This is a genomic window from Brevundimonas sp. 01N35, from assembly GCF_056399785.1.
The window spans coordinates 206,444-224,970 of sequence record NZ_JBFTRZ010000004.1; the positions used below are offsets into that span (position 1 = coordinate 206,444).

The 18,527-nt window shown below is 67.9% G+C and carries 20 protein-coding genes; 14 read left to right on the forward strand and 6 right to left on the reverse strand.

Features of this window, described 5'->3' with window-relative positions; all coding sequences use genetic code 11:
* Positions 1-230: 230 nt before the first annotated feature.
* Positions 231-1,208: a TraB/GumN family protein gene (locus AC1DJ5_RS05885; protein WP_477019980.1), complete on the forward strand. Its 978-nt coding sequence runs from the start codon at positions 231-233 to the stop codon at positions 1,206-1,208.
* Here the strand turns inward: AC1DJ5_RS05885 and tldD are convergent.
* The 4 genes from tldD to AC1DJ5_RS05905 form a co-directional block, all read right to left on the reverse strand.
* The gene (gene tldD / locus AC1DJ5_RS05890; RefSeq protein ID WP_441454433.1) at positions 1,205-2,635 is read right to left on the reverse strand and encodes a metalloprotease TldD; all 1,431 of its coding nucleotides are present in this window, start codon (positions 2,633-2,635) and stop codon (positions 1,205-1,207) included. The two genes, AC1DJ5_RS05885 and tldD, sit on opposite strands and share 4 nt — an antisense overlap.
* A 106-nt stretch (positions 2,636-2,741) precedes the next feature.
* Positions 2,742-3,518, reverse strand: a complete 777-nt coding sequence (locus AC1DJ5_RS05895; RefSeq protein ID WP_477019981.1) for a GIN domain-containing protein — start codon at positions 3,516-3,518, stop codon at positions 2,742-2,744.
* Between the two features lie 17 nt (positions 3,519-3,535).
* Entirely contained in the window at positions 3,536-4,102 is a 567-nt protein-coding gene (locus tag AC1DJ5_RS05900; RefSeq protein WP_477019982.1) for a DUF1700 domain-containing protein, read from the reverse strand.
* Positions 4,099-4,515, reverse strand: a complete 417-nt coding sequence (locus AC1DJ5_RS05905) for a PadR family transcriptional regulator (protein WP_477019983.1) — start codon at positions 4,513-4,515, stop codon at positions 4,099-4,101. Before AC1DJ5_RS05905 ends, AC1DJ5_RS05900 begins: the two co-directional genes overlap by 4 nt.
* A gap of 250 nt (positions 4,516-4,765) precedes the next feature.
* Here AC1DJ5_RS05905 and coxB point away from each other — a divergent pair, with 250 nt between their 5' ends.
* The 11 genes from coxB (at position 4,766) to AC1DJ5_RS05960 (ending at position 14,902) form a co-directional block, all read left to right on the forward strand.
* Entirely contained in the window at positions 4,766-5,713 is a 948-nt protein-coding gene (gene coxB, locus AC1DJ5_RS05910; protein WP_441454207.1) for a cytochrome c oxidase subunit II, read from the forward strand.
* Between the two features lie 23 nt (positions 5,714-5,736).
* Positions 5,737-7,389, forward strand: a complete 1,653-nt coding sequence (gene ctaD, locus AC1DJ5_RS05915; protein WP_477019984.1) for a cytochrome c oxidase subunit I — start codon at positions 5,737-5,739, stop codon at positions 7,387-7,389.
* 64 nt (positions 7,390-7,453) lie between these two features.
* Complete coding sequence (locus AC1DJ5_RS05920; protein ID WP_441454205.1) at positions 7,454-8,422, forward strand: heme o synthase; 969 nt, start codon at positions 7,454-7,456, stop codon at positions 8,420-8,422.
* A 4-nt stretch (positions 8,423-8,426) separates the two neighbouring features.
* Positions 8,427-8,684, forward strand: coding sequence for a hypothetical protein (locus AC1DJ5_RS05925; RefSeq protein WP_477019985.1), 258 nt, complete (start codon positions 8,427-8,429; stop codon positions 8,682-8,684).
* On the forward strand, positions 8,681-9,247 hold the full coding sequence (locus AC1DJ5_RS05930; protein WP_477019986.1) for a cytochrome c oxidase assembly protein: 567 nt from the start codon (positions 8,681-8,683) through the stop codon (positions 9,245-9,247). The genes AC1DJ5_RS05925 and AC1DJ5_RS05930 overlap by 4 nt, the downstream gene beginning before the upstream one ends.
* A 55-nt stretch (positions 9,248-9,302) precedes the next feature.
* Complete coding sequence (locus AC1DJ5_RS05935) at positions 9,303-10,181, forward strand: cytochrome c oxidase subunit 3 (RefSeq protein ID WP_441454202.1); 879 nt, start codon at positions 9,303-9,305, stop codon at positions 10,179-10,181.
* Positions 10,182-10,240: 59 nt separating this feature from the next.
* Positions 10,241-10,588 carry a DUF983 domain-containing protein gene (locus AC1DJ5_RS05940; protein ID WP_477019987.1) on the forward strand — a complete coding sequence of 116 codons (348 nt, stop codon included), beginning with the start codon at positions 10,241-10,243 and terminating at the stop codon, positions 10,586-10,588.
* Positions 10,585-11,307, forward strand: a complete 723-nt coding sequence (locus AC1DJ5_RS05945; protein ID WP_477019988.1) for an SURF1 family protein — start codon at positions 10,585-10,587, stop codon at positions 11,305-11,307. The genes AC1DJ5_RS05940 and AC1DJ5_RS05945 overlap by 4 nt, the downstream gene beginning before the upstream one ends.
* Before the next feature lie 50 nt (positions 11,308-11,357).
* Entirely contained in the window at positions 11,358-12,572 is a 1,215-nt protein-coding gene (locus AC1DJ5_RS05950; RefSeq protein ID WP_477019989.1) for a M16 family metallopeptidase, read from the forward strand.
* Positions 12,573-12,614: 42 nt separating this feature from the next.
* Positions 12,615-13,238, forward strand: coding sequence for a GNAT family N-acetyltransferase (locus AC1DJ5_RS05955; RefSeq protein ID WP_441454198.1), 624 nt, complete (start codon positions 12,615-12,617; stop codon positions 13,236-13,238).
* A complete protein-coding gene (locus AC1DJ5_RS05960) occupies positions 13,235-14,902 on the forward strand; it encodes a putative bifunctional diguanylate cyclase/phosphodiesterase (RefSeq protein ID WP_477019990.1) in 1,668 nt (555 codons plus the stop codon). The genes AC1DJ5_RS05955 and AC1DJ5_RS05960 overlap by 4 nt, the downstream gene beginning before the upstream one ends.
* Before the next feature lie 16 nt (positions 14,903-14,918).
* Here AC1DJ5_RS05960 and AC1DJ5_RS05965 read toward each other — a convergent pair whose 3' ends face one another.
* On the reverse strand, positions 14,919-15,491 hold the full coding sequence (locus tag AC1DJ5_RS05965) for a YqgE/AlgH family protein (RefSeq protein ID WP_441454196.1): 573 nt from the start codon (positions 15,489-15,491) through the stop codon (positions 14,919-14,921).
* A 140-nt stretch (positions 15,492-15,631) separates the two neighbouring features.
* On the opposite strand from AC1DJ5_RS05965, the gene AC1DJ5_RS05970 reads away from it, so the two are divergent.
* Both AC1DJ5_RS05970 and AC1DJ5_RS05975 read left to right on the forward strand, forming a co-directional pair.
* The gene (locus AC1DJ5_RS05970) at positions 15,632-16,120 is read left to right on the forward strand and encodes a peroxiredoxin (protein ID WP_441454195.1); all 489 of its coding nucleotides are present in this window, start codon (positions 15,632-15,634) and stop codon (positions 16,118-16,120) included.
* A 23-nt stretch (positions 16,121-16,143) separates the two neighbouring features.
* Positions 16,144-16,566, forward strand: coding sequence for a very short patch repair endonuclease (locus tag AC1DJ5_RS05975; RefSeq protein ID WP_441454194.1), 423 nt, complete (start codon positions 16,144-16,146; stop codon positions 16,564-16,566).
* Positions 16,567-16,575: 9 nt separating this feature from the next.
* Here the strand turns inward: AC1DJ5_RS05975 and AC1DJ5_RS05980 are convergent, their stop codons facing one another.
* Positions 16,576-18,471 carry an ATP-binding protein gene (locus tag AC1DJ5_RS05980; protein WP_477019991.1) on the reverse strand — a complete coding sequence of 632 codons (1,896 nt, stop codon included), beginning with the start codon at positions 18,469-18,471 and terminating at the stop codon, positions 16,576-16,578.
* Between the last annotated feature and the right edge of the window lie 56 nt (positions 18,472-18,527).

Sequence of the window (18,527 nt, forward strand, 5' to 3'; positions counted from 1 at the left end):
CGTTCCAGCCGGTCTGGATGTCAAAGCTCACCGACCGTTGAGCCTCTATAGCCGACCCGTCGTTCTGCTGCGTAGAAGGGCCGAAGGGGCGAACGAACCGGCGCGGCTAAAGCCCCTGTGGTCGGCCTGACGCGAGCGTCGGCGGCCATCGTGGAAGTGCTGAGGCCGGGTTTGACGGGGCGCGCACCCTTGCCGTAACGATGTGCGATGTAGGATTGAGCGGGGACCGCATGCGTATCAGGGATGCGTTTTGGGCGCTGGGGTTCGCCATATTCGCCTTTGCGGCTGGGGCGCAGGCCCAGACCGACGTCCCCACGACCGTCGATGAGATCGTCGTGGTCGCGCGGCGGGCCGAGGCGCCGATCTGGCATGTGCGACGCGGCGACGACGCTCTGATCCTGGTCGGGGCGGTCGAGGGCTTGCCGCGCGATCTGGAGTGGCGGCCCGAAGCGCTGCAAGCAGCGGCGGACGGCGCCGACCGGGTCCTGTTCCCGCCGGCCAGACGCGCTTCCTTCGCCGATATCGGCCGGCTGATCTGGAGGGCCCGATCGGCCATGCTGCTTGCGGACGACAAGACCAGCGCCGATTATCTGTCAGCCGAGATGCAGACGAGGTTTTCGGCGCTGGCAGGCGATGCCGACAAGCGCATGAATCTGACGGTCAGCGCCGATCGACTGCTGGTGGAGCGCGCCGGATATGTCCGGCGAAGCCGGGCGGCGGCCGAGGTCGTGCGGACGTCGGCCCGCAAGCGCCGCGTACAGGTCGAACCGACCGGGGTGCTGCACGGCGATGAAATGATTGAAATGCTGATCAGCACTCCGCCCTCGGTCCACGTTCCCTGCATGGAGGCGACCATAGCGGCGGCCGAGGCAGGGCCGGAAAGCGCTGCGCAGCGCGCCGAGGCCTGGCGGCGGCGTGACGTTCAGGCTGTGCTGAATTCGCCTTTGGAAAAGGCGATCAACGTCTGTTGGCCCTGGGGCGCGGCGGGGCCTGAGGCGCGGTTGCGTTCGGGCTGGAACGCGGCGATCGACGAGGCCGTACGGCAGCCGGGCGTCACCCTGGCCGTTGCGCCGCTTCATCTGCTGGCCGAGACGAACGGAATATTGGACCGGCTCAAGGCCCAGGGGCTCGATGTCTCGGGGCCGCCGTGGCGGGCCGGAGTTCAGCAGGATATTCCAGAGGACGCCGACGGACCGGCGGACGATTAAACCGCTGTGCCGCCCACGGTCAGGCCGCCGATCTTGAGGCTGGGCTGGCCTATGCCGACAGGGACGCCCTGACCGGCCTTGCCGCAGGTGCCGACGCCGGGGTCGAAGGCGAAGTCGTCGCCGACCATCTGGATATGGGTCAGGGCCGTGGCTCCGTCGCCGATCAGGGTGGCGCCGCGCACCGGGGCGGTGATCTTGCCGTCCTCGATCAGATAGGCCTCGGTGCACTGGAAGACGAACTTGCCGTTGGTGATGTCCACCTGGCCGCCGCCGAAATTGGCGGCGTAAAGGCCGCGCTTGGTCGAGGCGATCATGTCGGCCTTCGAATCCTTGCCGGCCTCCATGAAGGTGTTGGTCATGCGCGGCATGGGCATGTGGGCGAAGGACTGGCGGCGGCCGTTGCCGGTGGCCTGGGCGCTTAGCTGACGCGCCGACAGCCGGTCGTGCATCAGGCCGACCATGATGCCGTCCTCGATCAGGACGGTGCGCGAGGTCGGGGTGCCTTCGTCGTCGAACGACAGCGAGCCGCGACGTCCGGCGATGGAGCCGTCGTCCACCACGGTCACGCCGGGGGCGGCCACACGTTGCCCCATCTTGCCGCTGAAGACCGACGAGCCCTTACGGTGGAAGTCGCCCTCGAAGCCGTGGCCGATGGCTTCATGCAGCAGGACGCCGGGCCAGCCGGCGCCCAGGACCACGTCCATCTCGCCCGCCGGGCAATCGATGGCGTCCAGATTGACCAGAGCCTGCCGCAGGGCCTCGTCGATCTGGCCCTGCCAGCGGTCGGGGGCGATCCAGGCCTCGAAGCCCGCACGGCCGCCGGCCCCGGACGAGGCGCTCTCGCGCTTGCCGTCACGCTCGACCGTGACCGAGACGTTCAGGCGGACCAGGGGCCGCACGTCACTGAGCAGGCGGCCGTCGGCGCGCAGGATCTCGACCGCGCGGCGCTCTCCGACGATGGAGGCCGAGACCTGAACCACGCGCGGATCGCGGGCGCGGGCCCAGGCGTCGATTTCCGACAGCAGCTCGATCTTGTCCGAGAAGCCGGGCGAGGCGAGGGGATCGACCTCGTCATAGAGTTTCTGATTGGTGGCGCGCGGGGCCTCGGCGGCGCTGCCGGCGTAGCCGCGCTTGGCCAGCGAGGCGCTGTCGGCGGCGCGACGGATGGCGGCGGCGGAAATCTCGTTGGCGTGGGCGTAGCCGGCGGTCTCGCCCGCCACCACGCGCAGGCCGAAACCCTCGACCGCGTCATAGGAGGCCCCCTTCAGGCGTCCGTCGTCGAAGACCAGGGATTCGCTCTCGGTCTTTTCGAGGAAGAGCTCGCCGTCGTCCGCGCCGGCCAGCGCCGTCTGCAGGATGGACAGGGCCTCGTCGGGGGCCACGCCGGAAGCGTCGAGAATGGGGGAGGGGGAGGCGACTGCGGTCATGCAGGCTAGATAGGCGCTCGACTGGCCCACGTCACGGGCTCCAGACGCCAAACGGCCCCTCTCACGGTGCGAAAGGGGCCGAACGGTCGCCATCGGTAGAAGGCGATCAATCCTGGGTGACGTCGCCCGAGCCGCTGATGTCCTGACGCAGTTGGGCCGGGCGACGGGTCAGGCGGACCGAGCCGCTGCCCGAGACGTCGATCTCGGCCTTGCCGGTCGGGCCGACTTCGGCGTCGCCGCTGCCGCTGACGCGCAGTTTGGCGTCGGTGACGAACAGTTCTTCCAGTGCGGCGCTGCCGGCCCCCGAGATGTCCAGGGTCACGGCCTCGGCCCTGCCCTGGGCCTTGACGTCAGAGGCGCCGGTCAGGGTCAGATCCAGCGTCGGCTGGTCGTAGCCGCGGATGTTCAGTTGGGTGTGGCCCGACAGGTCAAAGGCCTTCACCGAGGGCGCCTTGATGACGACCTTCAGCGCGTCGGTCTCGCTCCACCCCTGGATGCCGGTACGGGTCCAGCGGATGTAGCCGTGGTCGCCCCTGGGGGCGCCCTCCATCGTCAGGCGGCCGTTGGCGAACCGGACGCGGTCCACGACGGTCTTGGGGCCAATTATGGTGACGCCGGGTTCGCCAGCCTGCTGGTCGTATGTGATGTTGGCGGTCAGATCGATGGCCAGCCGCTGGTCGCCGGTCCAGGCGAGGGTGCGGGTGACCTCCGGCGAGACGGCGCCGCGCTCGATCTTGAAGCCGTCGTTGCCGTCGTTGTCGGTAACCTCCCAGGTCCAGTCGTGCCGGGCCAGATCGCGGCCCCCGACGGCGAACGAGCCGCCGATGCCGACGACGGCCAGGATCAGGCCCGCGCCGGAGATGATGAGCAGATTGCGGATCATGTCTTTGTCTCCCTGGTTCAGGCTTGAGGTTCGAGCGCGGGTTTGACCACGCGGTAGTGCAGGCGGGCGTACCAGACCGTGGCGTCGATCAGCCATTTGGTCAGCAGGGCCATCAGGCCGCCCATGAAGATGCCCAGCCCCATCAGGCCGACGCCCAGCAGGGCCGCCGCCAGGGCGCCGCCCGGCGCGCCGATGAACGGCCCGGCCACCAGGACGAAGCCGCCGATTATGAAGACCGCGATGCCGGCGACCAGGATCGACAGCACCGTGCCGAACACCGGCAGGGCGATGGGCAGCAGGATCAGAATGTCGATGGCGCCCAGGCCGAGGATGCCGAAGACGGCCCCGGCGGCGGAGGAGGCGGTCTGTTCCTGCCCCCAGCGCTTGGCGCTGGCCTCGGCCTTCAGTTCGCGGGCCAGACGATCAGGGTCGCCCAGGGCCTCGGCGACCTGCGCCTCGGTGCGGCCGGCGGCGGCGCCGTCGGCGAAGTGGCTTTCATAGTCGTTGATGATCTCGGCCGCCGTCGTCGTCGGCAAGCCGACCAGTCCGCGTTGCAGGCGGGCCAGGAATTCGGCGCGGTTCATTGTTCAGCTCCCCGTTGAGCGTCTGCGGATTGGTCGGTCAGGGCGGCCGGTTCGACCGGCGCGCCCGCCGCTATGGTTTCGTCGTGCGGCGCGGTGTCCGCCACCAGGGCGTCGACCGCCTGGGCGAAGGCCCGCCATTCGGCGGTCTGGCCTTCCAGGGCAGCGCGACCGGCGGTCGTCAGTCGATAGTATTTGCGTGACGGCCCGCTGGACGATTCGACCATGTAGGTCTCGACCAGGCCGTCGGACTGCATCCGCCGCATCAGCGGATAGATGGTGCCTTCCCCCATGCCGATGGCGTCGGACAGGCGGCTGGCGATCTCGTAGGCGTAGCTGTCGGAGCGGGCCAGCAGGGCCAGCACGCACAATCCCAGCACGCCTTTCTTCAGTTGGATGTCGATGGATTCGGGCATGGCGTTCCCTTCGGTGATGACGAATGGGTATCGCAAGGTATCGTGTGGTGCAAGGTAGCTGTCGGTACATGACAGCGAATTAATCCGCCGTTCTTTCCTCTCCTGCGTCGTGTTGCGCGTCTTGATCGCTTGGCAAGCGCAAGCCGAGCCGATATGGACCGGCCCTGAAACGCCGAGGTTCCGCACGAACCCGGTGGTGTTTGCGAATTGCTCGCAAGCATCGGCTGCGAAACGGTTTATGAGGACTCGAATGGGGATGGGCACGCGAGCCATGGCGCGGATCGGAGGCGGTGTCGCCGCGACCGCTCTTGCCGCCTTCGTCGCTGCGCCGGCGTGGGCGCAGGATCTGCTGGGTCAACCGACCCCGGGCGGTATCGGCCTGCAACCCGCTGCAGCGCCGCTGAAGCACGAAGCAATCTTCTTCCATGACTGGGTTCTGATGCCCGTCATCACCGCCATCACCGTCCTGGTGCTGGCGCTGCTGATCTGGATCGCCATCCGCTACAACAAGCGTTCGAACCCGGTTCCGGCCAAGTGGAGCCACAACACGGTCGTCGAAATCATCTGGACCGTGGTGCCGGTGCTGATCCTGGTCGGCATCTCGCTGTTCTCGTTCCGTCTGCTGTTCGCCTATCACGACATGCCGGATCCGGACCTGACGGTTAAGGTCACCGGCAACCAGTGGAACTGGGCCTACGAATATCCCGACCAGGGCGTGGCCGAGTACATTTCGAACATGACGCCCGAGGACAAGGCGCCGCCGCACCTGTACCGCCTGGCCGCCGACGAGCCGATGGTCGTGCCGGTCGGCAAGACCGTGCGCCTTCTCGTCACCGCCTCTGACGTGATCCACTCCGTCGGACTGCCGGCCTTTGGTCTGAAGACCGACGCCGTTCCGGGCCGCGTCAACGAGACCTGGTTCAACGCCGAGAAGACCGGCATCTATTATGGCCAGTGCTCCGAGCTGTGCGGCGTCGACCACGCCTTCATGCCGATGCAGATCAACGTCGTCTCCGAGGCCGAATTCGCCGCCTGGGTCGCCTCCAAGGGCGGGTCCATGACGAAGAAGGCTGACGAAGCTGCTGCCGCCGCCGCTGCGGCTGCACCGGCCGCCGTTGCCGCTCCGGCCGCCGCCGCCCCGACCGCCGCCGCTCCCGCGGCCCCTGCTGCCGCGCCCGTCGCGCCGGCCGCCCAGTAATAGAGACGCGAGAGCCCACGATCATGGCCACCGCTGCCGCAGCACACGACGATCATCACGATCACAAGCCGGGTTTCTTCACCCGCTGGTTCCTGTCGACCAACCACAAGGACATCGGTCTTCTGTACCTGATGTTCGCCATCTTCACCGGCCTGATCGGCGGCGCCCTGTCGGGCCTGATCCGTTGGGAACTGGCCGAGCCGGGCATCCAGCTGTTCAAGGAAGGCACGATCATCCAGCAACTGGGTCTGATCGAAGCCTCCAAGCACGGCTATAACGTCACGGTCACGGCCCACGCCCTGATCATGGTCTTCTTCGTCGTCATGCCGGCGACCATGGGCGGCTTCGCCAACTACTTCACGCCGATCATGATCGGGGCGCCGGACATGGCTTTCCCGCGCATGAACAACGTCTCGTTCTGGCTGCTGTTCGCGGGCTTCATCCTGCTGTGCATCTCGATGTTCGTCGACGGCGGCCCGGGCAAGGGCTTCGGCGGCGGCTGGACGGCTTATCCGCCGCTCTCCACCATCGGTCACGCGGGGCCGTCGTTCGACCTGGCGATCTTCTCGCTGCACATCGCCGGCGCCTCGTCGATCCTGGGCGCGATCAACTTCATCACCACCATCTTCAATATGCGTGCGCCGGGCATGACCCTGCACCGTATGCCGCTGTTCGCCTGGGGCGTGCTGATCACGGCCTTCCTGCTGCTGCTGTCGCTGCCGGTTCTGGCGGGCGCCATCACCATGCTGCTGACCGACCGCAACTTCGGCACCAGCTTCTTCGACCCGTCGGGCGGCGGCGACCCGGTGATGTACCAGCACCTGTTCTGGTTCTTCGGTCACCCCGAAGTCTACATCATGATCCTGCCGGGCTTCGGCATCATCTCGCACATCGTCTCGACCTTCTCGAAGAAGCCGATCTTCGGCTACCTCGCCATGGCCTACGCCATGGTCGCCATCGGCTTCATTGGCTTCATCGTGTGGGCGCACCACATGTACACCGTGGGCATGAGCATCAACCTGCGCGCCTATTTCGTGGCCGCGACGATGATCATCGCCGTGCCGACGGGCGTGAAGATCTTCAGCTGGATCGCCACCATGTGGGGCGGCTCCATCAGCTTCAAGACGCCGATGCTGTGGGCGATGGGCTTCATCTTCCTGTTCACCCTCGGCGGCGTGACCGGCGTCGTCCTGTCGAACGCCGGCATCGACTACAGCCTGCACGACACCTATTACGTCGTGGCGCACTTCCACTACGTGCTGTCGCTGGGCGCGATCTTCTCGATCTTCGCGGGCTTCTACTACTGGTTCGAGAAGATGTTCGGCGTGAAGTACAACGAGTTCCTCGGCGCGACCCACTTCTGGATCATGTTCGTCGGCGTGAACCTGGTCTTCTTCCCGCAGCACTTCCTGGGTCTGCAGGGCATGCCGCGTCGTTACATCGACTATCCGGAAGCTTTCACCTACTGGAACCAGGTCTCGTCGATCGGCTACCTGATCACCATCGTCGGCGTCGGCGTCTTCCTGGTGATGCTGGCCGAAGCTGCGATCCGTCGCCGCAAGGGCGAAGCCAATCCGTGGGGCGAAGGCGCCACCACGCTGGAGTGGACTCTCTCGTCGCCCCCGCCGCACCACCAGTTCAACGAACTGCCGGTGGTCAAGGCGGACAACCACTGATCCGAACCGGATAACCCTTGAGAGGCCGCCCTTTCGTAACCGGAAGGGCGGCCTTTGGCTTTTAATGACCATGACCGACCGTCAAGCTCCTCTCGTCACGACCTCCCAGCCGGAAGACTTCTTCCAGCTGCTGAAGCCGCGCGTCATGTCGCTGGTGGTCTTCACCGCCGTGACCGGCCTGGTGGTCGCGCCGGGCCGTCCCAACTTGCTTCTGGCCGCCATCGCCGTCCTGTGCATCGCCGTGGGGGCAGGGGCCGCCGGCGCCCTGAACATGGCGCTGGAAGGCGAGACCGACGCCCTGATGCGGCGCACGCGCGGCCGTCCGGTTGCTGCAGGCCGCGTTCGGAAGAATGACGCGATGGCGTTCGGCGTCATCCTGTCGATCTTCTCGGTCATGCTGCTGGGCATGACGACCAACTGGCTGGCCGGCGGCCTGCTGGCCCTGACCATCGTCTATTACGCCGGCTTCTACACCTTGCTGCTCAAGCGCCGGACGCCCCAGAACATCGTCATCGGCGGCGCCGCCGGGGCCTTGCCGCCGGTCATCGGCTGGGCGGCGGTGACGGGCCAGGCGCCGTGGCAGGCCTGGCTGCTCTTCCTGATCATCTTCCTGTGGACCCCGCCGCACAGCTGGGCGCTGGCCCTCTATTCGGCGGGCGATTACGCCAAGGCGGGCATCCCCATGATGCCGGTGGCGCGCGGCGCCAAGTCGACCCGTCTGCAGATCCTGATCTACACCCTGATCTTCGTGCCCGTGGCCATCGCCCCGGCCTTCCTCGGCCTGGGCGGCGTGGTCTATCTGGCGGTGTCGGTGGCCGGCGGCCTGTTCTTCCTGGCCCTGGCGGTCCGCCTGTGGCGTTCGCGCGCCGGCGACCAGCCGGACAAGGCCGAGGCTGTGGGGCGAGAGGCCGCATTGTATGACGTCCGCGCCGAGGCCAAACCGGCCCGCAATCTGTTCGCCTTCTCCATCCTGTATCTGATGGCGCTGTTCTCGGCCTTGCTGGTCGAGCAGTTGCCAGGCTTGGGAGCCTGACCGCGTGACCCGTCCTGAATTTATCAAGCTGACCGACGATCAAGTGCGCGCGCGCAAGCGCCGCAACGTGGCCATCGCCCTAGGCCTAGTCGGCTTCATCGTCCTGGTTTTCATCGTCACGGTCGTGAACCTTCAGCGCAACACCGAGGCCCGCAAGGCGGTCGAGGCCGCAGCGGCGGCGGCGCTGGATCGCGTCGATCCCGCCCTGCCGGCCCCCGTTCCGCCCGCCCCGGAGGCGGCGGTCGCGGAGCCTGCGCAGTGAAGGACCGCAAGAACCTCGTCGCCCTGATCTGCGCCGCCGTGGTCATGGGGATGACGGGCGCGGCCTTCGCCGCCGTGCCTCTGTATCGCCTTTTCTGCCAGGTGACGGGCTTCGACGGCACGGTGAAAAAGGCCGAGGCGGCGCCGACCCAAGTTCTGGACCAGACGGTCCTGATCCGCTTCGACACCAATGTCCGCGATCTGCCGATGACCTTCAAGGCCGAGCAGGTCAGCCAGCGGGTGCGAATCGGTGAGACCGGCATGGCCTATTTCGACGTGACCAACACCTCGGATCGGCCGATCCACGCGACGGCCGCCTACAACGTCGTGCCCGAACGCGCCGGTCCCTATTTCCAGAAGCTGCAGTGCTTCTGCTTCGAGGGCCAGGAAATCGCGCCCGGCGAGACCAAGGCCTTCCCGGTCCAGTATTTCGTCGCGCCCGAGATGGCGACGGATTCCGAGTCCAAGGGGGTGCGCGAAATCACCCTCAGCTACACCTTCTTCCCCACCAAGGGCTTCGAGCAGGCCGCTTCCGGCCAATCCGCTACTGGCAAAGCCGGATAGCGGGCGCTATAGCCCCTGTCATAACGATCTCTCGCCTTAATTCAGAGACCCTGGAATGGCCGACGCGCACGCAAAACCGCATCACGACTACCACCTTGTGGACCCGAGCCCGTGGCCGCTGATCTCGTCCATGGCCGCCGTGGTCATGTTCGTCGGCGCGGTCATCTGGATGAAGGGCCTGTTCGGCCTGGAAGCCGGGACGAAATACGTTTTCTTCGCCGGTCTGGCCGGCGTCCTCTACGCCATGTTCGGCTGGTGGTCGGACGTGATCAAGGAAAGCCGCAAGGGCGACCACACCCCGGTCGTCTCGATCGGGCTGCGCTACGGGATGGTGCTGTTCATCGCTTCGGAAGTGATGTTCTTCGTCGCCTTCTTCTGGATGTTCTTCGACATGGCGATCTTCAATGAATCGCGCGCCCTGACGCCGGAAATCGGCAACTGGATGGACACCGCCGCCGCCTGGAAGACCTGGCCGCCCAAGGGCGTCGAGCTGCTGGACCCGTGGGGCCTGCCGCTGCTGAACACGGTCATCCTGCTGCTGTCGGGCACGACCGTGACCTGGGCGCACCACGCGCTGCAGGTCGGCGACCGCAAGGCCGCCAAGATCGGCCTGCTGATCACCGTCCTGCTGGGCGTGCTGTTCACTGGCGTTCAGGCTTACGAGTATCACCACATCCTGCACGAGCACTTCTTCTTCAGCGAAGCGGCCGCCCATTCGAAGCTCTATGGTTCGATCTTCTTCCTGACCACGGGCTTCCACGGTTTCCACGTCGCCATCGGCACCATCTTCCTGGCCGTCTGCCTGCTGCGTCTGCAGGCTGGGCAGATGACCCCGCAGAAGCATTTCGGCTTCGAGGCGGCCGCCTGGTACTGGCACTTCGTGGACGTGGTCTGGCTCTTCCTGTTCGCCTTCGTCTACGTCACCTTCGGGTGAAGTTGAGCGAACCAGGAACTGCACTTCAAGCGGCGCGGGACGAACAGTCCCGCGCCGATTTGCTTGGCGGTCGGGCAATCCGCGCTGGCCTGCTCGGCCGCTGCCCCAACTGCGGGCACGGGCGTCTGTTCCAGGGCTTTCTGAGGGTTCGGCCCATCTGCGAGAACTGCGGCTATGACCTCGCCTCGGTCGAGACCGGGGACGGCGCCGCCACCTTCATCATGCAGATCGCCGGCTTCATCGTCGGTTTCTCGGCCCTGGCGGTGGAGATCGCCTGGCATCCCCCCATATGGCTGCACCTGATCGTCTGGCTGCCGCTGGTCGCGGCCCTCGCTCTGGGCCTGATGCGGCCCGGCAAGGGCTTGATGACGGCGCTTCAGATGCTGCGAACCCGAGACCCGAAATGACTGCTGCCGTTCGTCCCCGTTTCCCCGTCGTCCTGACCGTCCTCGCTGTTCTTCTGTTGGGCGTCCTGCTGACGCTCGGCGTCTGGCAGGTGCAGCGGATGCAGTGGAAGGAGGGCCTGATCGCTGGGGCCGAGGCCGCCGCCGATCTGCCGCCCCTGCCGCTGGCCGAGGCGCTGAAGGTCGAGAACCCCGAGTTCCGCCGCGTCATCCTGAGCTGTCGCGGCCTGTCGGCGGCGTCCTTTGTCGAGCTTCAGTCGATCGAGAACAGCGACGCCGGCGTGCGTCTGGTCTCCGCCTGTCCGGTTGAAGGCGGCCCGACCCTGCTGGTGGATCGCGGCTTCGTCTCCGCAGAGGTCTCGGCCCGGCCCCCGGTGAACGCCGACGACACGATGCCGGTCGTGATCACCGGCGTCCTGCGTCGCGCCCCTGCGCCCAGCGCCCTGACCCCGCCGCCCGCCCAGGGCCGCTTCTACGGCCGCGACGCCGAGGCCATGGCCCGCTCGCTGAAGGTCGAGGGGCCGGTGTCGCCCTTCACCGTCTTCGCCACGACCTCGACCAACCCCGGCTGGCAGGCGCTCCAGCCCTCGGCGCCCCCCGCCGCCTTCTCGAACAACCACCTCGGCTACGCCCTGACCTGGTTCGGTCTCGCCGCCGCCCTGATCGCCTTCTACGGGGTGCTGCTGCGCCGCCGCATGACCCGCAAGGACACAGAATCCTGACCGCTCGCCTCCACACCCTGTCCAACGGCGTCCGCGTCGTCTGCGACCCCATGCCCGGCCTTCGCACCTTCGCCCTGACCGTCGCCGTGCGCGGCGGCGCGCGGATGGAGGACGAGGCGCGCTCCGGCTGGTCGCATCTGCTGGAGCATCTGGTGTTCAAGGGCGCCGGCGACATGGGCGCGCGCGACATCGTCGAGCGGATCGAGGCCGAAGGCGGCTCGATCAACGCCGCCACCGGCTATGAGCGCACCAGTTTCGAAATTCGCGCCCTGCACGGCTCGCTGCCGCTGGCCATGCAGATCGTATCCGACCTCGTCTTCCGCCCCACGCTCGACCCCGCCGAGATCGTCCGTGAGAAGGACGTGGTGGCTCAGGAGATCGCCGAGGCCTTCGACACACCCGACGACCACGTCTTCGAAATGGCCCAGACGCGGGCCTACGCCGGACAGTCGCTCGGACGCCCCATCCTCGGCACCGTCGCCAGCCTGGCCCCCGCCGACCGCGCCGCCGTGGCCCAGTGGCGCGCCCGGCTCTATTCGCCCGACCGCATGGTGGTGGCGGTCTCGGGCGCGGTCGAGGAGGGCGAACTGCTGGCCCTGGCCGAGCGCTGGTTCGGCCAGGAGGCGGCGACCCCGCTCGCCCCCCTGGCGCCCGCCGCCTTCGTCGGCGGCGAGGCCAGGCTGACTCGAAAGATCGAACAGGCCAACCTGGTCTTCCAACTGCCGACGATGGGGGCGCTGGACCCGCGATTGCCGACGCTGCGTCTGTTCACCGAAATTCTCGGCGGCGGCATGGCCTCGCGTCTGTTCCAGAGCGCGCGCGAGGATCGGGGCCTGGCCTACGCCATCGACGCCTATCAGGAAGCCTATGAGGACGCTGGGGTGCTGGGCATCTACGCCGGGGCCGCCGCTGACCGCGCGGTGGAACTGGCCGAGGTCTGCGCCGCCGAACTTCTGGACCTGGCCGAAAAGGGCCCGAGCGACGCCGAGCTGTCGCGCGCCAAGGCCGTGCTGAATGCGACGCTGTGGATGGCCGACGAAAGCCCCGCCAGCCGCGCGGGCCGCAACGCCGCCCAGACCCTGATCTTCGGCGCGCCGGTCTCGTCCGAGGACAGCGCCGCCCGCATCCTGGCCCAGACCGGCGACGATCTGCGTCAGGTCGGCCGGGCGCTGGCGGGCGCGGGTCTGGCGGCGACGGCGGTACTGGGACCCAAGGCAGCAGCGGCGGCGGGATCGGCCTTCGCCACGCGACTGAAGGCCAGTTAAGTCGTGGCTGGCGTCGGCGGCGCTTCTCGCTAATCTGCCGCGATGGCCCTGTTCGACTGGATGGCGGAAGCGACCGGACCGGTCCTGAACGGACAGGGGGTCTTGCTGCGCCCGCCGCGTCCCGCCGACCATGCCGAATGGGCCGATCTGCGCGACGGCTCGCGCGACTATCTCCAGCCGTGGGAGCCCGCCTGGGCCGAGGACGATCTGACCCGGGCGGCGTTTCGTCGCCGTTTGGGGGTCTATGCCCGTGAGATGGAACTGGGCACGGCCTGGCCGCTGTTCATTTTCGACCCCGCAGAAGAGACGTTGATGGGGGCGATCACCCTGTCCAACATCCGGCGCGGCGTGGCCGAGACCGGGACGCTGGGCTACTGGATCGGCCAACCCTATGCGGGCCGGGGGATCGCCACGGCGGCGGCGCGGGCGATTTTGAGCTTCGCCTTCGGGCCCCTGGGGCTGCACCGGGTCGAGGCGGCGTGCGTGCCGTCCAATCAGGCCTCGCGCCGGGTGCTGGAAAAGGCGGGCTTCCGGGACGAGGGACTGGCGAAAGCTTATTTGAAAATTAACGGCGCATGGGCAGATCATCTGTTGTTCGGCGTTATTCGGGACGAGTTCGTCCCTGACCCGGTCGCGTCCAGTCCTTCGATTCGGGAATCGCTTTGAGCACACGATCCAGAGCGCTGACCTGGGACCCGACGACGGCGATCGAGGCGCTGGCCGCCGCTGACGCCGCCCTGTGGATCTGGACGCCGTCCGAAGACCAAATTCGCTTTACCGGCGCGACCCGGTCCCTGGGCCTGGGACCCCTGGCCCCCGAGTGTTCGGGTGCGGCCTTCACCGCCCTGACCATGCCGCAGGACCGCGCCCTGGCCGACCGCCTGCTCAAGCCCCAGGCCGAGGGGACCGAAATCGCCGTGCGCCTGCGCATGCGCGGCTGCGAGACCTGCCTGTGGCGAGGCGTCTGGCTGGAGGAAGGCCTGCGCGCGGCGGGCGTCGTCGCCCTGGAAACCAAGTTCGCCGGGGCGGATCGGGATACGCTGACCGGCCTGCTGGATCGGCGCACCTTCCTGGTTCGGGCCGCTGAGACCCTGGCCGTGCCGGGCGACTATGAACTGGTGGTGGCCGACGTCGACCGTCTGCGCCGTCTGAACGAGGCCCTGGGCCATGAGCGCGCCGATCTGGTGCTGTCGGCCCTGGGGTCGCGGCTGTCGGGCGCTTTCGCCCAGGACAGTTCGCCCGCCCGTATCGGCGAGGACGAATTCGCCGTCCTGACCCGTCGCGGGGGCACGAGCGCCAGCGACCGGGTTCGCGAGGCGTTGGAGCAACCGCTGCGCGTCGCCGGCTTCGACATCTATCCGACCGTCTCCATCGGCGCCGTCGCCGCCGAGGGCGGGCCGGACGCGGCCGATCCGGCCGAACTTCTGCGCCGGGTCGAATTGGCCGTCGAGCAGGCCAAGACGGCCGGGCGCGGCGGAGCGGCCGCCTATGGCCGGGCGCTGGAGTCAGACAGCCTGTCGCGGCTGGCGCTGGAAGCGGATCTGCGCAACGCCTTCGTGCGCGGTGAGGTCGAGCCCTTCTACCAGCCCATCGTCAACCTCAACACCGGGGCCGTCGCCGGGTTCGAGGCCCTGGTGCGCTGGCGTCACCCCCGGCGCGGCCTGGTGCCGCCGGACGAGTTTCTCACCCTGGCCGATGAAATGGGCCTGATGAACGAACTGGGTCTGCTGATGATGACCCAGGCGTCGCGTCAACTGGCGGAATGGCTGCAGCGCCACCCCAGCGCGGGCAAGCTGTTCTGCAGCGTCAACCTGTCGGTCGGCGAGATCGAGCGGCCGCACCTGGTCGAGGACGTGGCGCGCATCATCCAGGAGGCCGGGCTGCCGCGCGGCGCGTTGAAGCTGGAGGTCACCGAGGGCGACATCATGCGCGACACCGCGCACGCCGCCGAGGTCCTGACCCGGCTGCGCGAGGTCGGGGCCAGTCTGGCGCTGGACGATTTCGGCACCGGGTTCTCGTCACTGTCCTATCTGGCCCGCCTGCCGTTCGACACACTCAAGATCGACCGCTACTTCGTTCTGACGATGGACAAGGACGAGGGGTCGGCCAAGATCGTCAAGTCCGTCGTCAACCTGGGCCGCGACCTGTCGCTCGAGGTCGTCGCCGAAGGGGTGGAGAACGCCGGGCTGGCGCGGTTGCTGTTGGACGCCAGTTGCCACTACGGTCAGGGTTTCGGCTATGCGCCCGCCCTGCCGGCCCAGGAGGCCGAGGTCTATCTGAACGAGTCGCTGGCCGACGGCACGGCGCCGATCAAGGCGCGCTCGGCCTAGCGTCTGCGGCCGGCCGTCAGGCGCGGCCGCTCTGAGCGGACAAACGGGCGGCGTCGACGCCGAGACCCGCCAGGACACGGCTCCACTTGGTCTGATAGTCGCCGTCGAAGATCAGGTCGGAATCGGCGTCGGCGGTCAGCCAGACGTTCTCGCTGAGCTCTTCCTCCAACTGACCTTCGCCCCAGCCGGCGTAGCCCAGCAGCAGGATCGACTGGCGCGGTCCGTCCTCGGCGTCGGTCATGGCGCTCAGGGCGTCGCGCGTGCCGGTCATGGCCAGGCCGTCGCCGAAGGTCAGGGTGACGTCCTCCTCGCTGGTCCAGTCGTCGGTGTGCAGGACGAAGCCGCGCTCGCGTTCCACCGGCCCGCCGATCAGCACGGAGCGGTCCTTCATGGCGTCGGCGTTCGGCGTGTCCAGCTTATGAAGCACGTCGGACAGGGAGACGCCCGGCGCCGGCTGGTCCAGCCGCAGACCCATGGCGTGCTCGTCGTCGTGGGCGCAGATCAGGATGACGGCGTGGCGGAAACGGTCGTCGTCGATGCCCGGCATGGCTACCAGAAGACGCCCGGTCAGGGAGGAAAAGGCGGTCATTCCTCTATCATCGGGGTCCGGCGGCCCCGACGCAAGGCGCACATGGAACGAAGCCGCCTTGGCGATCCCGGTTAGCCTCTCTATCTGAGCATCTGAACGCCGCCCGGATTCCCCGGGCCTTTCAGCCCCGGAGACCCCGCATGACTATCCAGATCGGCGACCGCATCCCCGACGCGACCCTGACCACCATGACCGCCGACGGCCCCAAGCCGGTCACCACCAGCGAACTGTTCGCGGGCAAGACCGTGGCCCTGTTCGCCGTGCCGGGCGCCTTCACCCCGACCTGCTCGGCCCGCCACCTGCCGGGCTACGCGGACAACCGCGCCGACCTGGCGGCCAAGGGCGTCGACACGGTCGCCTGCCTGTCTGTCAACGACGCCTTCGTCATGGGCGCCTGGGCCAAGGACCATGGCCTCAACGGCGCGGACGACATCGTCATGCTGGCCGACGGCAACGGCGACTTCACCCGCAGCGTCGGCCTGACGCTGGACGCCAAGGGCTTCGGCATGGGCGAGCGTTCGCAGCGCTACTCCATGCTGGTGAAGGACGGCGTGGTCGACCAACTGAACATCGAACAGGGCGGCGAGTTCAAGGTGTCCACGGCCGAACACCTGCTGGCCCAGCTGTGATCCCGGCCGTCATGGGTTGAACCATGACGACCGACGTCTTCACCCCGGAAAAACGCAGCGCGGTCATGCGTCGGGTGAAGGGGCGCGACACCGCGCCCGAACTGAAGGTCCGGCGGATGCTGCGCGCCGCCGGGATCGGCTATCGTCTGGGCGGCTGCGGCCTGCCCGGACGGCCTGATCTGGTGATGAAGGGGCGCAAGCTCGCCGTCTTCGTCCACGGCTGTTTCTGGCACGGCCACGACTGTCCGCGCGGCGCGCGAAAGCCCCAGACCAACGCGGACTATTGGATCGCCAAGATCGACAGAAATCGCGCCCGCGACGCCCGCGTGGAGGCGGAACTGACGGCGGCGGGCTGGCGGGTCGTGACGGTGTGGGAATGCCGTCTGCGCGAGCCCGACTTTGGCGAGGCTCTTCTGGCCGAGATCCGCGGCGAAGCCGTCAACTAGAAGCGGAGGTCAGGCCGCCGCGCTCTCGGGGGCGACAGCGGCTTCTTCCAGGACCTGAGACAGGGCTTGAAGCAGGGCGCCCGGCGTCAGGGGCTTGGACACGAAATAGTTCATCCCGGCGGCGGTGCAGGCGGCGATGTCCTCGGGCGCGGTGTCGGCGGTGACGGCGATGACCGGCGTCGCTGCGTTGATCCCGCCGGCGGCGCGCAGGCGGCGCGTGGTCTCGCGGCCATCCAGTTCGGGCATCCGCACGTCCATGAAGATGACGTCGAAGGGCGCGCCCTCGCAGGCCTGAAGCGCGGCCATCCCGTCTTCGGCCATAGTGATTTCGCAGTCCAGCGACTGGAGGATCAACTGGATGGCGCGTCGGTTGATGGCGTGGTCGTCCACCACCAGCACCCGCAGCGGGCGTCCGTCGTCCGGCTGGGCGGCCTCTTCGACTTCGGCGGGAGGCTCGACGGCCGCGAGCGGTTCCGGCTCTGCCGCAGCCGGAGGCGAAGGCGCGACTGATCTCGTTCGGGGCAGGGGTTTGGCGACTAGGCCTCGCGCTTGGGGCGTCAGGACGGTTTGAATATCGGCGGCCGAGCCGCGCGGCAGGACCAGGGAAACGGTGAAGACGGCGCCTTCGCCGGGCGCGCTGCGCACTGTCAGCCGTCCGCCCATCAGCTGGATCAGGTCGCGGCTGATCGCCAGCCCCAGGCCCGACCCGCCGTACAGGGCGGCGACGCCGTCCGTCGTCTGGTCGAAGGGCGTGAACAGGCGGGCCAGTTGGGCGGCGCTCATGCCGGGGCCGGTGTCGGCGACGCTGATCAGCAGTACATGGGCGCCGTGTTCGTCCGGCCAGGCCTGAAGGTCGAGCGTGATCGAACCCGCCTCGGTGAATTTCATCGCGTTGGAGATCAGATTGTTCAGCACCTGACGCAGCCGCATGGCGTCGCCGCGCACCATGCGGGGCAGGAGGCGAGCGCCCTCCATCCGCAGGCGCAGACCCTTGGCGCGCGCCGGTCCGGCCCACAGGCGGGCCGTCTGGGACAGCAGCAGCCGCAGATCGAAATCGCGGCTCTCGACATTCATCCGCCCGGCGTCGAGCCGCGCGTGATCCAGAAGATCGTCCAGCATCGCCTTCATCATCAGGCCGGCGTCGGTGATCAGGGCGATCTGTTGACGGGCCAGGGCGGGCTTGGCGGCTATATCGAGTTCGTTGGCGCCCGTCAGGATGGCGCTGATCGGCGTGCGCAGGTCGTGGCCGACAGCCGCCAGGAAGGCGCTGCGGTCCGCCATGGCGGTCTCCGCCTCTTCGCGCCTGCGCTCCGCGTCCAGGCGCGCGCGGCTTTCGGCGAGGCCGACGCGGTAGATGTGCTGGCGCGTGTTCAGGCAGAAGACGGTGTAGGACAGGACGCCGATGGCGACGGCGGTGACGAAATGCGGCGGCGCGCCCCACTGAATCATGAACAGCGGTGTGAGGGCGAGATAGGCCAGTTGCGGCAGCACGGTGCAGGCGAAGACCCGCATGGATCCGGCCGACATGACCACCGAGTTGACCGTTCCGGCCGAAAGGAGGATGGCGGCCGCCACGCCGCCCATCGGGCCTCCGATCAGCCACAGCGGGATCGCCAGAACGCCCAGGAAGCCGGCGTTGAGGATCAGCACTAGGTCGCCGCACAGGCCCCGCCATCCAGCGGGGGCCGTGACCTTGCCCGCCACCACGGGGGCGAAGATCGCCGCTTCGGCGAACTGGATCAGGAAATAGATCGCCAGCCAGGCCGTGCTGAGCCCCCAGCCCAGCACCGGGCTGAACACCAATGCCGTCGCCGCGCCCATGACGAGGCGTTGCAGCATCGACTTGCGTCGCTGGCGAATGGCGGGCGCCCATACGGTCAGGGCGTCGGCGGCGATTTGCGTCATGCGTCCTTCCGAGCAGGCGGGAGTCCGCCTATCGAGACGATGATGGCGCGGTTTGC

Coding starts and splice junctions, on each gene's coding strand:
- AC1DJ5_RS05885 (WP_477019980.1), top strand. CDS start 231: ATGCGTATCAGGGATGCGTTTTGGGCGCTGGGGTTCGCCATATTCGCC.
- tldD (WP_441454433.1), bottom strand. CDS start 2,635: ATGACCGCAGTCGCCTCCCCCTCCCCCATTCTCGACGCTTCCGGCGTG.
- AC1DJ5_RS05895 (WP_477019981.1), bottom strand. CDS start 3,518: ATGATCCGCAATCTGCTCATCATCTCCGGCGCGGGCCTGATCCTGGCC.
- AC1DJ5_RS05900 (WP_477019982.1), bottom strand. CDS start 4,102: ATGAACCGCGCCGAATTCCTGGCCCGCCTGCAACGCGGACTGGTCGGC.
- AC1DJ5_RS05905 (WP_477019983.1), bottom strand. CDS start 4,515: ATGCCCGAATCCATCGACATCCAACTGAAGAAAGGCGTGCTGGGATTG.
- coxB (WP_441454207.1), top strand. CDS start 4,766: ATGGGGATGGGCACGCGAGCCATGGCGCGGATCGGAGGCGGTGTCGCC.
- ctaD (WP_477019984.1), top strand. CDS start 5,737: ATGGCCACCGCTGCCGCAGCACACGACGATCATCACGATCACAAGCCG.
- AC1DJ5_RS05920 (WP_441454205.1), top strand. CDS start 7,454: ATGACCATGACCGACCGTCAAGCTCCTCTCGTCACGACCTCCCAGCCG.
- AC1DJ5_RS05935 (WP_441454202.1), top strand. CDS start 9,303: ATGGCCGACGCGCACGCAAAACCGCATCACGACTACCACCTTGTGGAC.
- AC1DJ5_RS05945 (WP_477019988.1), top strand. CDS start 10,585: ATGACTGCTGCCGTTCGTCCCCGTTTCCCCGTCGTCCTGACCGTCCTC.
- AC1DJ5_RS05950 (WP_477019989.1), top strand. CDS start 11,358: ATGCCCGGCCTTCGCACCTTCGCCCTGACCGTCGCCGTGCGCGGCGGC.
- AC1DJ5_RS05955 (WP_441454198.1), top strand. CDS start 12,615: ATGGCCCTGTTCGACTGGATGGCGGAAGCGACCGGACCGGTCCTGAAC.
- AC1DJ5_RS05965 (WP_441454196.1), bottom strand. CDS start 15,491: ATGACCGCCTTTTCCTCCCTGACCGGGCGTCTTCTGGTAGCCATGCCG.
- AC1DJ5_RS05970 (WP_441454195.1), top strand. CDS start 15,632: ATGACTATCCAGATCGGCGACCGCATCCCCGACGCGACCCTGACCACC.
- AC1DJ5_RS05975 (WP_441454194.1), top strand. CDS start 16,144: ATGACGACCGACGTCTTCACCCCGGAAAAACGCAGCGCGGTCATGCGT.
- AC1DJ5_RS05980 (WP_477019991.1), bottom strand. CDS start 18,471: ATGACGCAAATCGCCGCCGACGCCCTGACCGTATGGGCGCCCGCCATT.